The sequence below is a fragment of the Streptomyces sp. NPDC102451 genome (genome assembly GCF_044765485.1).
In the GTDB taxonomy this organism is placed as follows: domain Bacteria; phylum Actinomycetota; class Actinomycetes; order Streptomycetales; family Streptomycetaceae; genus Streptomyces.
In genome coordinates this window covers 1-14,500 of sequence record NZ_JBIWKD010000016.1, presented here as the reverse complement: position 1 = coordinate 14,500, position 14,500 = coordinate 1, and the positions used below count along the sequence as shown (strand labels likewise).

The 14,500-nt window shown below is 70.6% G+C and carries 9 protein-coding genes; 5 read left to right on the top strand and 4 right to left on the bottom strand.

The features are described from left to right. Positions 1-296 precede the first annotated feature (296 nt). The 4 genes from ACIRD8_RS28695 to ACIRD8_RS28680 all read left to right on the top strand — a co-directional run bounded on the left by ACIRD8_RS28695 (position 297) and on the right by ACIRD8_RS28680 (position 5,431). Positions 297-2,228: a heparinase II/III family protein gene (locus tag ACIRD8_RS28695; protein WP_403997629.1), complete on the top strand. Its 1,932-nt coding sequence runs from the start codon at positions 297-299 to the stop codon at positions 2,226-2,228. Positions 2,229-2,346: 118 nt separating this feature from the next. Continuing rightward, on the top strand, positions 2,347-3,690 hold the full coding sequence (locus tag ACIRD8_RS28690; RefSeq protein WP_403997626.1) for a right-handed parallel beta-helix repeat-containing protein: 1,344 nt from the start codon (positions 2,347-2,349) through the stop codon (positions 3,688-3,690). A gap of 87 nt (positions 3,691-3,777) precedes the next feature. Continuing rightward, a complete protein-coding gene (locus ACIRD8_RS28685; protein ID WP_403997623.1) occupies positions 3,778-4,590 on the top strand; it encodes an AraC family transcriptional regulator in 813 nt (270 codons plus the stop codon). 112 nt (positions 4,591-4,702) lie between these two features. Then, entirely contained in the window at positions 4,703-5,431 is a 729-nt protein-coding gene (locus tag ACIRD8_RS28680) for a phytanoyl-CoA dioxygenase family protein (RefSeq protein ID WP_403997622.1), read from the top strand. Between the two features lie 187 nt (positions 5,432-5,618). Here ACIRD8_RS28680 and ACIRD8_RS28675 read toward each other — a convergent pair whose 3' ends face one another. Together ACIRD8_RS28675 and ACIRD8_RS28670 are read right to left on the bottom strand one after the other, a co-directional pair. Further along, on the bottom strand, positions 5,619-7,535 hold the full coding sequence (locus ACIRD8_RS28675; protein WP_403997620.1) for an ABC transporter ATP-binding protein: 1,917 nt from the start codon (positions 7,533-7,535) through the stop codon (positions 5,619-5,621). Continuing rightward, complete coding sequence (locus tag ACIRD8_RS28670) at positions 7,535-9,325, bottom strand: ABC transporter ATP-binding protein (RefSeq protein WP_403997617.1); 1,791 nt, start codon at positions 9,323-9,325, stop codon at positions 7,535-7,537. The genes ACIRD8_RS28675 and ACIRD8_RS28670 overlap by 1 nt, the downstream gene beginning before the upstream one ends. A gap of 161 nt (positions 9,326-9,486) precedes the next feature. On the opposite strand from ACIRD8_RS28670, the gene ACIRD8_RS28665 reads away from it, so the two are divergent. Next, positions 9,487-10,416, top strand: coding sequence for an NAD(P)H-binding protein (locus tag ACIRD8_RS28665; protein ID WP_403997614.1), 930 nt, complete (start codon positions 9,487-9,489; stop codon positions 10,414-10,416). Positions 10,417-10,431: 15 nt separating this feature from the next. On the opposite strand, the gene fabV is transcribed toward ACIRD8_RS28665, so the two are convergent. Both fabV and ACIRD8_RS28655 read right to left on the bottom strand, forming a co-directional pair. Beyond that, positions 10,432-11,631 (bottom strand): enoyl-[acyl-carrier-protein] reductase FabV, encoded by a 1,200-nt coding sequence (fabV, locus tag ACIRD8_RS28660; protein WP_403997612.1) that lies wholly within the window; start codon positions 11,629-11,631, stop codon positions 10,432-10,434. Further along, the coding region (locus ACIRD8_RS28655) for a type I polyketide synthase (protein ID WP_403997609.1) at positions 11,618-14,500 on the bottom strand (2,883 nt) is incomplete at its 5' end. The genes ACIRD8_RS28655 and fabV, both read right to left, overlap by 14 nt.

Genomic DNA, 14,500 nt, shown 5'->3' with positions numbered 1-14,500 from the left:
GCCGCCGTCCCAGGCATTGACGTCGTTTACGTAAAGGTTTTAATCTCTTGTTCAGACGGGCTCCCGGCATGTCGCGGCTCCGCCTCCCGTCGACCCGAGCGCACCCCCGGCCCCCTGCGCACCGGTCGGGGCACATCAGCGTCGTACGCCCGTCACGCACAGGGAGGGGCGGCAGCGGCACGAGCCCTCCCACGCCAGTAGACGAGGGGGACCGCGCGATCCTCCACCGACACGGTCGAGCAGTGGAAGCACCGCCCGCGACCAGACCCGCACGGAACTCCAGGAGGCACCCATCCATGGCTGACCACGCACCCACCGAAGCGGCTCCACCACCGGAGGCCACGGCACGGCCGGACAGCGTCACCGCTTGGGACGCCAAGGCGGCCCGGCTGCCCCGGCGTTCCGCCGCCGAGGTCCGGGACATGCTCGCATCGGCCCCGTCCGAGTGGTTCCTCTTCCCCCGCGCCGAGGACCGCCTCTCCTGGGACACGGTGGCCGAGCGGCTGGGCCCGGTGGCCACCCAGCTCGTCGAGGCCGCGCAGCAGGCCGCCGAACGCCCCGTCCCGCACCTGACCTCCTCCCTGTGGCGCGCGTTCCTGCGCACCGGGGAGCGGCTGCCCTACGAGAACCCGTGGTACGAGCGTCGCGACATGCTCAGCGATCTCCTGGTGGGCTACTGCCTTCACCCCACCGACCAGGTGCTCGACGCGTTGATCGACGTCGTCTGGCTGATCTGCGAGGAGACCTCGTGGTGCTTCCCCGCCCACGATCCCACCGAGTTCCCCGACCCGGGCACCCCGGTCGTCGACCTCTTCTCGGCGCTCACGGCGGTCGGGCTGGCCGAGACCCTCGCCGTGCTCGGCGACGCCTTGCCCGGCCCCGTGGCCGACCGGATCCGGACCGAGGCCGACCGGCGCGTCATCACTCCCTACCTGGAGAGTGACGCATGGCGCTGGCTGTACGGCACCGCCGACACCGGGGTGAGCAACTGGACGGCGGTCTGCGGGCTGGGTGCCGTGGGGGCCGCCTGCTACCTGGAGCAGGACACCGGCCGGCTCGCCCGCCTCCTCGGCAAGGCGGCCCGCTCGGTGGAGGACTACCTGGGCACCTTCGACCCCGACGGGGGCACCAGCGAAGGGATCGGCTACTGGGTCTTCGGCTTCGGCTCGTTCTGCCAACTGGCCGACATCGTCGAGCGTCGGACGGGAGGCGGGTGGAACTGGTTCGACGCCCCCGTCGTCGCCGACATCGCGCGTTTCCCTCTGCGGTCCCGGCTGACCACCACCTCCTGGGTAACCTTCTCCGACGTCGACAGCCGGACCGACTTCCCCGGCTGGCTCCTGCACGACCTGGGGACCCGCTTCGGCGAAGCGGGCCTGAACGATCTCGGGTCCGGGCCGTCCGCCACCTGGACGTGGAAGCGCACCAACTCGGCGGTCACCACCGCCCTGCGGTCCGTGCTCGGCGAAGGACGCCGGGCGGAGGACCGCCCGTACCCGCCCGCCGGACGGTCGGACTGGTTCCGCGGCATCCAATGGCTCATCACACGGGCCGACCCGGACGACCCCGATGCCCTCGCCGCGGCCGTCAAGGGGGGACGCAACGACGAGATGCACAACCAGAACGACCTCGGCTCCCTCATCGTGCGCCTCGGCGGCGAGGACCTCGTCGTCGACCCCGGCGCGGGGCTGTACACGCGTGACTACTTCAACGAGCACCGCTACGAGCAGTTCGTGAACTCCTCGCGGGGCCACTCCGTGCCACGCCCGGCGGACGTCGAACAGGAGGCGGGTCACACCCACACCGCCGGAGTTCTCGCCGTCCGGCAGGGCGAGGAGAGCGACGAAGTCACCTACGACCTCACCACGGCCTACCCCACGGACGCCGGCCTGAAGGCCCTGCACCGCACCCTGAGGCTGCAGCGCGGGCCCGAGCCCTTCCTCCGCCTCACCGACTCCTTCGCCTTCGACTCCCCGCGCACGGCCGAGACGGCCTTCACCACCTACGCCACGGTGGAGGTCACCCCCGACCAGATCCTGCTGCGCGGTGACCGGGCCGTACTGGGCATCGAGCTTCCGCACGGTCCGGATGTCGAAGTGCTGTTCCGCGAAGAGGAGTTCACGCCACGGTTCGGCGAGCCGCTCCTCGCCCGCCGCGTGGTCGTCCGCACGCGCGAGCCCCTCCGGGAATGCGCCCTCGGCTTCACGCTGCGCCGTGGGCCGGCCTGACGCCTGGGTTCTGTCCTGTCCGGAGTTCCATCCGCCCGTCACCGACGCACGTGTCACTCCTGCCTGCCCTCCCAAGGGCGGGTCACCTCCCGCACATCCCCTGCGAAAGGAACGTCCCATGCGTACGAAACGAGCCCTTGTCGCCGCGATCACCCTCGCGACCGCCGCGCTGACGCTCAGCGCCGGCCCCTCGCAGGCCGCCGACGCGCAGCACTACTTCGTCAGCGCCAACGGATCGGACGGCAACTCCGGGACCGACGCCCGGCACCCGTTCCGCACCATCCAGGCGGCCGCCGACCGGACGCTGCCGGGCGACACCGTGTACATCATGGACGGCACGTACTCCGAGAGCGTCCCCAAGTCCGACGTCGTGGTCATCACCCGGTCCGGCGCCCCGGGCGCCCCCATCACGTACCGCAACTACCCCGGTGCGCGCCCGGTGATCCACCCCATCACCGGCTGGGAGGGCATCCTCGTCTCGAACGCCTCCCACCTCACGTTCAGTGGTCTCACGATCCAGGGGAACAACAAGAACCTCAACCTCGCCGACGCCGAGAAGAACGCGAGCCGTGACGAGCCGACGTACAACACGAACTGCCTCTTCGTGAGAGGGACCGACGGGGCCCACCCGAGCCACATCACCGTCCGTGACAACGATGTCAGCGACTGCGCGGGAGGAGGGATCGCCTTCAAGAACAACGGTGACCACATCACCATCGACCGCAACAGGGTGCACGGCAACGCCTGGTACTCCGTCTACGCCAACAGCGGCATCACGGCCCTGACCCCGACCGACACCGACCCCTCGGACACGGGCTACAAGATCAGGATCACCAACAACGTGGCCTACGACAACGAGGCCAAGGTGAAGTGGGCTGCCTGCGACTGCTATTCGGACGGCAACGGGATCATCATCGACTCCACCCTGCACGAGGACGACGACCTGCCCGCCTACACCGGCCGCACCCTCATCGCCAACAACGTGGCTTACAACAACGGGGGTTCGGGCATCCACGCCTTCAGCAGCTCCCACGTGGACATCGTGAACAACACCGCGTACCTCAACTCGCGTAGCCCGCACCTCAACTACGCGAACATCTACGCGGCCTACAGCGACGACGTCCGGCTGCTGAACAACGTCTCCTACGCACGTGAGGGCAAGGCCACCAACAGCACCAACCGCAACACCGCCAGCGTCGTCTACGACTACAACGTGTACTTCAACGGCACGACCCCCGCGGTCCAGGGGCCGCACGACGTGATCGCCGATCCGCAGTTCAGCAAGGCCACCGTCGACCCGAGGACCGCCGACTTCCGGCCCCGGGCGGGCTCCCCGGCCATCGACACGGGAGTGGCCTTCGACGCCGTCCCGCGCGATGTACGCGGGTTCCCCCGGCCGCTCGGCGGTGGCACCGACCGGGGCGCCTACGAGATCCTGCCCTTCGGTACGGCCTCGGAGTAGCCCGTACCGGGGTGGGAGCGGGCTCCTGAGCGGGGGGCCCGCTCCCACCGGCCGGAGAACCTCTCGTCCCCCGTCAGGAGCCGCCGTATGACGTCCACGATCCCCACGCGGCTGTCGGGGCACGGGTTCCGGAAGCCCGGGGAAGTCGTCGCCCTGCGCCAGGAGCTCGTCCAGGCCTACCGGCCCCACTGGCACGACTTCCACGAGATGGCCGTCGTCACGGCGGGCAGCGGCATCCATCAGGTCGACGGGCGGACCCTTCCGCTGGCCCGGGGTGATGTCCTGGTGGTGTCCCCCAGCTCCCTCCACGCGGTGGCCCCCACACCGGGAGAGTGTCTCGAACTGATCGATGTCACCTTCGACGCGCAGACGATGCCGCAGGACGTCGAGACGATGCTGTCCGCTCTGACGTCGGGGGACCCGGCCGTCGGGCGCATGCCCGATCCCGCGCTCTTCGAGGCCCTCGCCGACGAGACCACCGGGAGCCGGCCGCACCGGCAGGTCATGGCCCGTGCGCTGGTGGCGCAGGTCGTCGTCTCGCTGACGCGCGAGCGCGGTGTGCACGGGAGCGGACAGCCGGCCCCGCCGTGGCTCGCGCAGGTGCTCGATCACATCGAGCGCGGGCACGCGCAGCCCCTGTCCGTCGACGAGCTGGCCGCCGTGGCGCACCTCTCGCCCGCCTATCTGCGGGAGCGGTTCAGGGCGGAGACGGGACGCACCCTCACCGGGCACATCCAGCAGGTGCGCCTGCGGACGGCACGCGCCCTGCTGGCCACGACCGACCTGGACATCAGCCAGGTCCGGCGGGCGAGCGGCTTCGGTGACGCGTCCCATTTCGCGCGGGCCTTCCGTGCCGCGGCCGGGTGCTCACCGACCGACTACCGGGCCGCGGCCTCCTGACGCGCCGGTCGCGAAGGAGCCTCGACGGCGCACATCCGGCCCCCCTTTCACGCATACCGACGGGCCCGCCCGGGTTCCATGCTGTTGCCCTCACCGACGAAGGGAACACGACATGAGCCGCCTCACCGGTATCGAGGTCGAGGGCTACCGCCGCGACGGATACCACCGCTTCACCGAGCAGGTCTTCGCCAAGGACCGCATGGACCGGCTCGGCGAGATCTTCGAGGAGCACGTCTCCGCCGCCGGCACCAGGCGCACCGACGAACTGGACACCCCGCACATCGAGGACGACCGGCTGCTGGAGTTCCTCCTGGCCGAGGAGGTGGCCGACCTCGTCGAGCCCCTGATCGGACCGGACATCGGCCTGTTCTCCAGCCACTTCATCGCCAAGGAGCCCCGGACCGGCCGGCCGACCCCGTGGCACGAGGACTCCGCGTTCTGGCAGTCCCGGTTCAGCGACTTCTCGCGCATCGTGACGGTGTGGCTCGCCCTGGACGACGTGGACCGGGAGAACGGCTGCATGGCGGTGATCCCCGGTACGCACGACAACGGTTTCTCCGCCTACCGGACGCTCGCGGACGGGGACTCCTACACCTTCGAGAAGGAGATCGCGGGGGTGGACGAGAGCAGCGCCGTATACCTCGAACTGAAGCGCGGCCAGGCCTCGTTGCACGACAGCCGCATCATCCACGGGGCGAAGGCCAACACCAGCCCCCGCCGCCGGGCCGGGTACACGATGAGGTACTTCGACACCTCGGCCCGCGTCCTGCGGCAGGAGTTCCCCGTCTGGCTGGTGCGAGGAGTGGACAAGGACGGTGGCAACGGTTTCGTCAACGGCTGAGGCGAGGAGGGCCCGTGCGGATACGGGAGCCCCTTCCACCTGTCCCGCCGATTCCGGGCGCGGTACGGGATGCCGCCGACGGTCCACCGCGAGACCACACGGCTGATCTCCGGCCCGGCCGCGAACGGGGCCTCACCCTGTCCCTCGTGTTCCCGCTCCGTGGTGCGGAGCGGGAACACGAGGTTCCTCAGTGGACCTCGGCGCCCTGACCGGTCCAGACGGCGTACATCTGGGTGTACGTGCCCTCGGCGGCGAGGAGTTGGTCGTGCGCACCGACCTCGACGATGCGGCCCTCGTCGACGACGACGATGCGGTCGGCCTTCATCGCGGTGGAGAGCCGGTGTGCGATCAGGATCGCGGTGCGGCCTTCCAGCAGCACGTCCAGGGCCTGCTCGATCTTGGTCTCGGACTGGAGGTCCAGGTTGGACGTGGCCTCGTCCAGGACCAGCACCCGGGGCTGGGCGAGGAAAGCCCGGGCCAGGGCGACGAGTTGCCGCTCGCCGGAGGAGAGCGACTGGCCACGCTCCTGGACGACGGTGTCGAGACCGTCGGGCAGCCGCTCGACCACGTCGACCAGTCCGACCACCCGCAGCGCCTCCCGGACCCGGTCGTCGGAGGCATCCGGGACGGCGAAGCGGATGTTGTCCCGGAGCGGCCCGGCGAACAGGAAGGGCTCCTGCGGAACGACACCGATCTGTCGGCGGAGGGACTCCATGCGCACGTCCCGGAGGTCGCGTCCGTCGATGAGGATGCGGCCGGACGTCGGGTCGTAGAACCGGGTGACCAGTTTGGCGAGGGTGGACTTGCCGGCACCGGTGGGGCCGACGAACGCCACGGTCTCACCGGCCCGGATGTCCAGCGACACCTCGGAGATCACCGGCCGGCCGGGAGCGTAGCCGAATGTGACGTCCTCGAAGACGATCTCGCCCTCGACCTTCGGCAGGTCGACGGCTCCGGGAGCCTCCTCGACCTCCGGCCGCGTGCTCAGGAGCTCCCTGAGCTTCACGATGGACGACTGACCCTGCTGGTACGTGTTGTAGAGCTGGACCAGTTGCTGGATGGGCTGGAAGAAGGCGCCCAGGGAGAGCAGGAACGCCACCAGCTCGCCGATGGTCAGCTCGCCGTCGGCGACCATGCCGGCGCCGATGGCCAGCAGTGCGAGCTGCCCCGCGACACCGATGACCTGGGTACTCGGCGTGTAGATCGAGTTGATCCGTCCGGTGCGGACGTTGGCGTCGTAGTAGGTGCCCGTGACCTGCCGGTGGTTCTCGGTGTTGTTCCGCTGCCGGTTGTGCGCCGTGACGATGCGCACTCCCTGCAGGCTCTCGGAGAGATCGGAGATGACGGCAGCGATGGTGTCCCGCACCCGCACGTAGCCCTTGCCGGACGCCCGGTGGAACCAGATGGACAGCACGGTCAGGACGGGCACGACCAGGACGACGGTGATCAGCGCCAGCGGCACGTCGAAGGTGAACAGCACCGCCGTGACGACGACCATGGTCAGGCCCTGGACGGCGAACTGTGCCAGCCCGTCCTGCAGCAACGCCTGGAGGTTCTCGATGTCGCTGGTCATCCGGGTCATGATCACGCCGGACTTCTCGCCGGTGTAGAAGTTCAGCGAGAGCCGCTGCAGGTGGGTGAAGACCCGTACCCGCAGGTCGTTCATCACCCACGCGGCGATCCGTCCGGTCACCTTGACCCGCGCGGCCTGCGCGGCACCGGTGACCACCAGGCTGACCAGGTACGCGATCGCGACCAGCACCAGTGTGCCGGAGTCGTTCGCCGTGATGCCGTCGTCGATGCCGACCTGGGTCAGCTTCGGACCGGCCTGGAGCATCAGCGCCTCCAGGGCCACGAACACCCCGGCCAGCAGCACGATCGGCCAGTACGGGCGGATCAGCCGCCGCAGACTCAGCTCGGCGGCTCCGGGATCGGGGTCGCCATGCTGGAAGACGGCCTCGGGTTCGGGGTGTTCCGGCTCGGTCTTCAGCAGCGTGTCGACGCTCGCCTGCATCTCCGGCGGCACTCCGGCGAAGGGCAGGCCCGGCGCGGTGGCCCTGCCGCCTCCGTTGAACGCGGCGCCGCCTCCTGTGGGAGAAGTCATCAGCCCACACTCCCCAGTTCCTCGATGCTCTCGTCCGCCTGCGCCAGCACTTCCGCGTACAGCGGGGTGCTCGCGAGCAGCTCCTTGTGTGTGCCGTCCGCGACGATCCGGCCGTCGTCCAGCAGCACCACGCGGTCGGCCAGGCTGATCGTGGACAGCCGGTGCGCGACGATCAGCGTCGTCCGGCCGGCGAACAGGGACCGCAGCCCGGCGTGGATCTCCTGCTCCACCTGGACGTCGATGGCGCTGGTGGCGTCGTCGAGCACCAGGACCGGCGGATTCACCAGCAGCGTCCGCGCGATGGCGATGCGCTGCCGCTGCCCGCCGGACAGCGTGTAACCGCGTTCGCCGATGACGGTGTCGTAGCCCTCGGACAGCTCGGTGATGAACGCGTGGGCCCCGGCCAGCCGTGCCACCCGCTCGACGTCGGTGATGTCCGCGTCCGGCCGCCCGTAGGCGATGTTGTCGCGGACCGACGCCGAGAACAGGAACGGCTCGTCCAGAACGACACCGACGGCGTCCCGCAGGCTGCGCAGGGTCAGATCCCGCACATCGTGCCCGTCCACGCTGACGGAGCCGGAGCGTACGTCGTAGAAACGTGGCAGCAGTCTGGCGGCGGTGGACTTCCCGGTGCCGGTCCGGCCGACCAGCGCCACGGTCTCGCCGGGGCGGAGCCGCAGCGAGAACCCACTCAGCACGTCGCGGCCGTCGCCGTAGCCGAAGGTGACATCGTCGAACCGGACGTCACCGCGCGGCCCGGTGATCTCCCGCGCGTCGGGGGCGTCCACGATCTCCGGCTTCTCGTCCAGCACCTCGTACAGCCGCTTGGCCGCAGCCGACGACCGCTGGCCCAGCATGATCAGGTTGCCGATCACCTGGAACGGAACCTGGAGCATGAGGAGATAGGCGTTGAAGGCCAGGATCGCGCCGACGCCCAGTTCGCCGTGCATGACGAGGTATCCGCCGTACAACAGCACGATCGCCATGCCTGCGCGGGGCAGGTTCTGCACCAGAGGCGTCCATCGCGCGCGCAGGTCGGCGTCCTTCACGTTGGCCCAGGCGACGCTCGTCGCGGCCTTCTGCAGCGAGGCGAGCTGGCTCCGCTCGGCCGCGAACGACTTGACCACACGCACGCCGTTGACGTTCTCGTCCACCACGGTCGCGACATCGGCCAGCCGGGCCTGGATCAGCCAGGACACCGGGAACAGCGACCGCTGCATGCGCCGGCTGGCCACGAACATCAGCGGCATCGGCAGCATGGCCAGGACGGCCAGCGGCACGTCGATCGCCAGCATGTACGCGAACGACACCAGCGAGATACCGGACTGCACCAGCAGGTACGGCGCGAACCCCAGATACATCTGCACCGCACGGATGTCGGAGTTGGCACGGGAGATGAGCTGCCCGCTCTGCATCCGGTCGTAGAACGGGAACGACATGGCGGTCAGGTGCTCGTACACGATGTTGCGCAGGTCGTACTCGATCCTGGCCGCGGCGCGGAAGAGCAGCTGCTTGGACAGGTAGCCGACGACCAGCATGATCACCGTCATCCCGACCAGCCACCACATGTAGTGCGACAGCGGCACCCTGGCCGACACGATCGAGTTGTCCACCGCGTCCTGGATCAGCCTCGGCACCTGTACGGCCACCAGCATGCTGGCCCCGGACATCACCAGGGCCGCACCGAACATCCACCGGTGCGCCCGGACCAGCGGCCACGCTCGCCGTAACCAGGACCTGCTCGGGTCGGGGTCGATCGCCGCGCTGGGCGGCGGATACGTCTTGTTCACCTGGATTCCCCTCTGTGCACGCCCTCGCGGGCGACCCACTCATCCTGCTCTGAGCAGCATCAACTGCACGTGGAACAAGGCGTGTTCGACTGTCCACGTGTGGGTCCCACGGATTCAGGATAGCAAAAAGAAGGTACAACGTACGCAGTTTGTTTTTTTCGTTGACCCATGCGAACCTCGGTCGCCGGACGGGCGCCTGCACGGTGGACGCACGCTTCACCCGCACCATCAACGACGCGGAGGTCGGATCATTGGTTACCGTTGTCTTCGGCGCACGTGGAAACGTCGGCCGCAATGTCGCCGCCGGCCTGCTGGCCGCCGGCGAGAAGGTCAGGGGCACCAGCAGAACCCCGGAAGCGGGCGGTTTCCCGTCCACGCTGGAGGTCGTCCAAGCCGACCTGGAGCGCCCCGAGACCCTGCCCATGGTGCTGGCCGGTGCGGACAAAGTGTTCCTGTACGCAAAACCTGAGGAGATCGACGCCTTCGTGGCGGCGGCGCGGTCCGCCGGCGTCCGGCAGGTGGTCCTGCTGTCGTCGGTGTCGGTCGTGATGGCCACCTCCGAACAGAACCCGATCGCCCGGATGCACCGGACGGTCGAGCTGGCCATCGAGCGGTCAGGGCTGGACTGGACGTTCGTCAGGCCGGGCATGTTCGCCACCAACGCCCGTTGGTGGTGGGGCGATTCGATCCGCGGGGAGGGTGTCGTGCGCCTTCCGTACCCGGAAGCACAGAACGCACCCGTCCATGAGAAGGACATGGCGGCGCTCGCCGTGACCGCTCTGACCGAGCCCGGCCACTCGCACCAGGCGTACACCGTCCACGGTTCCGAGTCGCTGACGCTGCGGCGCCAGGTGGAGCACATCGGCGAGGCCCTCGGGCGCCCGATCCGGGTGGAGAAGGTCTCCGTCGAAGAGGCGCGCGAGGAATTCGCCGAGAAGGCGCCGCCGAATGTGGCCGATGCGCTCCTGCGCATGTGGGCCGCCTCCGACGGCGTTCCGGCCCCGGTCTCGGTCGTCGTCGACAGGATCACCGGCAAGTCCGCGCACACGTTCGCGCAGTGGGCGGCCGACCACGCCGACGACTTCCGCTGAGCCGCCCTCCTCCCGCTACGACTCCGGCCAGGGCAGGTCGGTCTCGACCGGGACGGTGTAGTCGACGCCGGGGACGCCGAAGCCGTACAGGGCCCGGCACCGCGCCCGGAACCACGCGGTGTCGGCCAGCTCGGTGACGGTCCCGGAGGTGACCGACCTCCAGCGTTCGGCCACCTCCGCCTGGACCGGATCGGACAGCTCCCAGCCGTCGAGGCGGATACGGCCGGAGTCGTCCACGTCGGGCTGGCGGGCGGTGAGCTGCCGCCACAGGTCGAGCGACTGCGCCACGGGGGACGGGAAACGGTCACCGAGAACGCCACGGAGCAGACTCACGTAGAGCGGGACACCGGGGATGGCGGTCAGCGCCTCGGAGACCAGGGCGCCGTTCACCGAGGTGAAGGCGCGTCCGTCCACCGCGGCCAGCCGCCCGTTCAGGGCGCGCGCGGTGGACTCCAGGTCGGCCTTGGCGGCGCCGATCGTACCCCCGCGGTAGATCGCCGAGGTCAGCGGCGAGCCGATGTAGGTGAGGGCGACCGTGCGGAAGCCGCTCCGCAGCAGCCCGCGCTCGGCCAGGGCCGTGATCCAGCGGGACCAGTCCTCGCCGCCCATGACCCCCACGGTCGCGGCGGCCTCGGCCTCGGTCGCCGGGGCGACGGTGACCTCCCGCACCTGCGCGGCTCCGTCGTCGGCGAACTCCAGGTTCCGGGTGGTGTGCGGCGCGCCGAGCGGCTTGAGCACCGAATGGTAGGTCGTGCCGGTCCGCGGGTCGGTGCGCCGGGGCGCGGCGACGCTGTAGATCAGGTAGTCCACGCCGCCGAACCGCTCGGCCAGCAGATCCAGCGTCTCGGTCTTCGTGCTGTCGGCGAAGGCGTCGGCGTTACGGAACGCGAAGTCCGCCCCGAGCTCGCGCGCGATCGCGTCGGTGGCGACCGTGCGGTACCACCCGGCGCCGGCGCTGCGATGCCCGGCCGGCCGTTCGAGGCCGATCCCCACACCGTCGATGCCGTACCGCACCAGCCCGGCGATCGTGCTCGCCAGGCCGTAGCCCGAGCTCGACCCGATGACCAGGGCCGTCGGCCGCCGCGCCGGTGGCTGCTCCGGGACCGGCACCTCGGCCCGCATCAGCTCCACGCTGCGGAAGCATCCGGCCGGATGCGCGTCGAGCAGAAGATAGCCGCGTCCTGTCGGATCCACGACACGCTCAGACCGTGTCATCGGTGGGTGCATCATCGGCTCCTCCGCCGGATCGGTTGTCGCGCAGTGCCTGCTTGAGGTGCTGGACCAGGTCGTCCGGTGTCGACCGGTGGAACATCGACGCGGTGTCCAGACGCACGCCGGTCGCCGCGTCGAGGCGGTTCCGCAGGGTCAGGATGGAGAGCGAGTCGAAGCCGAAGTCGAGCAGGACCTGGTTCGGCCGCACCATGTCGGCCGACTCCAGCCCGAGCACCGCCAGGATCTGCGCGGAGACCAAGCCGGACAGCGTCCGGTCCTGTTCGGCCTCCGCCATCGACGCGAGCCGCTGCCGCACCGAGGTGGCCGAGACCGCGCCCCCGCTCGCCGTGCGTTTGCCGGTGCTCCTGACCAGCGACCTGAACAGCGGCGGCGGCGCCTCCCCGGCCTCGGCCTGCCTGGTCAGCTCGGCCAGATCCAGCCTGGCCGGAATCCATACGGGTCCGTCCGAGCGGCAGGAGGTGTCGAACAGCGCGACGGTCTCCCGTGCCCCCAGCACGCCCACGCCCGCGCTTCCGCCACGAGACGGCGCGTCGTCCGCCGCCCAGGGCCCCCAGGCCAGCGACACGGCGGGAGCGCCGCGAGCCCGGCGGCGTCGGGCCAGCGCGTCCAGCGCGGCCGCCGATGCGGCGGTTCCGGCCGTGCCGCCCGTGCCGAAGGTCCCGGCGAACGACGAGCAGAGGACGAGGGCGGCCTCCCCGATCTCCTGGTCGAGTACCTCAGCCGCACCGACCGTCGAGCCCACCGCCTCGGCGAGCGGGTCCGGGGCCTGGGACGGTGGCGCGGACAGGTTGCCGTCGTGCGGCGGAACCTGCGGTATGTGCACGGCCATGGTCAGCCGGTGCACGGCGGGCAGACCGCCGATCAGCTCCCGCAGCGCCGTGCGGTCGGCCGGATCGCACGCCGCGGTCGTGACGGCGGCGCCCAACGCGGTGAGTTCCGCGGCCCGCTCGGGGGCTTCGGCACCGATGAACAGCAGATGCCGTACACCGTGCACGGCGACGAGGTGCCGCGCCAGTAGCTCGCCCATGGGTGTGGAACCGCCGGTGATCAGCACGGTGCCCTCGTCGCCGGCGAACCGCTCCGTCGCGCCCGCCGGTGCGCCCGGGGCGAGCCGGGGCACCCTGATCCGCCCCTCCCGCAGGGCCATCTGCGGCTCGTCGGACATGACGGCCCTCGGCAGCGCACGCCAGGACGCCTCGTCGGCGTCCACGTCGGCGAGGACGAATCGTCCGGGGTTCTCCGTCTGCGCGGACCGGACGAGCCCCCACACCGCGGCGCCCGCGAGGTCGGCGCCGGCGGGGTCGTAGGCGGGCACGGCTCCGGTGGTCAGGAACACCACGGTCGCCGTGGCGAGCCTCTCGTCCGACAGCACCGCGTTCAGCCGGCCCAGTGTCTCCCGCACGGTGGCGGCGACCGCCGCGCCCGCCACCACGGGGAGCAGCAGGTGGTCCGGCGCGTCCCTGTCGTCTTCGGCCAAGGCGTCGAGCCCCGGGTATGCCCGGGCGTCCACGCCTGCGGCCGTCAGCCCCGCCGCGGTGTGGAGCGGATCCGCTCCCACGACGGCCCAGCTCGCCTTCCGGGGCGACGACTTCGCGAGGTGGTCGACCCATGCCTCCCGGTGGAGCACACCGAGTTGTACGACGCCGGCGGCCCCCAGCTCCGCGGGATCGACGGGCGTGGTACCGACGGTGAACTCGGCGACCGGATCGCCCACGGTGTCGGCCAGCATCACCGCCACCGAGCCCGCGCGGTCCGGGCCGATCCGTACCCGCAAGGCGGACGCGCCGACCGCGTGCACGGCGACTCCGCGCCACGACGTCGCCAGCCGGGGGCCCTCGATGAGCGCGGCGTGGAGTGCGGCGTCGAGCAGGGCGGGGTGGATGGTGTAGGTGTCGGGCTCGGTGGGGAGGGCGATCTCGGCGTACACGTGGTCGTTGTGGCGCCACATCCGGTGCAGCCCCTGGAACTCGGCGCCGTAGTCGTAACCCTGGTCGGCCAGGGCTTCGTAGGAGACGTCCACGGGCTGTGCCCCGGCGGGGGGCCAGGCCGTGAGATCCCAGTCGGGGGACGGCGTCCCGGCTTCCAGGACACCCGTCGCGTGACACGTCCACGACGTGGCCGTGCCCGTGTCGGGACGGGCGTCGATCCGCACCGTACGCTCGCTCCCACCGGCGCCCGGCTCGCTCACCTCCACCCGCAGCCGTACGGCGCCGTGCTCGGGCAGGACGAGCGGGGTCTGCACGGTCAGCTCACGGATGCTTCCGGCGCCGACCCGGTCGGCGGCGTGCACCGCCAGTTCGGCGAAGGCGGCGCCGGGGAACACCAGGATGCCGGCCACCTGGTGGGCGGCCAGCCAGGGATGGGTGACCAGGGACACCCGGCCGGTGAAGACCGTGCCGGCCGCGCCCTCGACGACTGCGCCGAGCAGCGGATGACCGGACGCCGTCAGCCCGACCGCACCGACATCACGACGGCTGGTGTCCGGGGCCAGCCAGTACCGCGTCCGCTCGAACGGATAGGAGGGCAGGGTGACATGTCCGCCGTGACCACTGTCCGCCGGGTTCCAGCGGTCGATGGCCCCCGCGGTGAAGGCTTCCCCGGCCGACCGCAGGAAGCTGTCCACGCCACCGTGGTGGCGGCGCAGCGTCCCGAGACCGCGGGCGGGCACGTCCGTACTGTCGATGGTCTCCTGCACACCGGCGAGCAGGACGGGGTGCGGGCTGCATTCGATGAAGGTGTCGAAGCCGTCCGTCAGCAGCAGTCGGGTGGTGGCTTCGAATTCGACGGTGTTACGGAGGTTGCGGAACCAGTAGTCCGCGTCGAGTGTGCCGGTATCGACCGGCCCACCCGT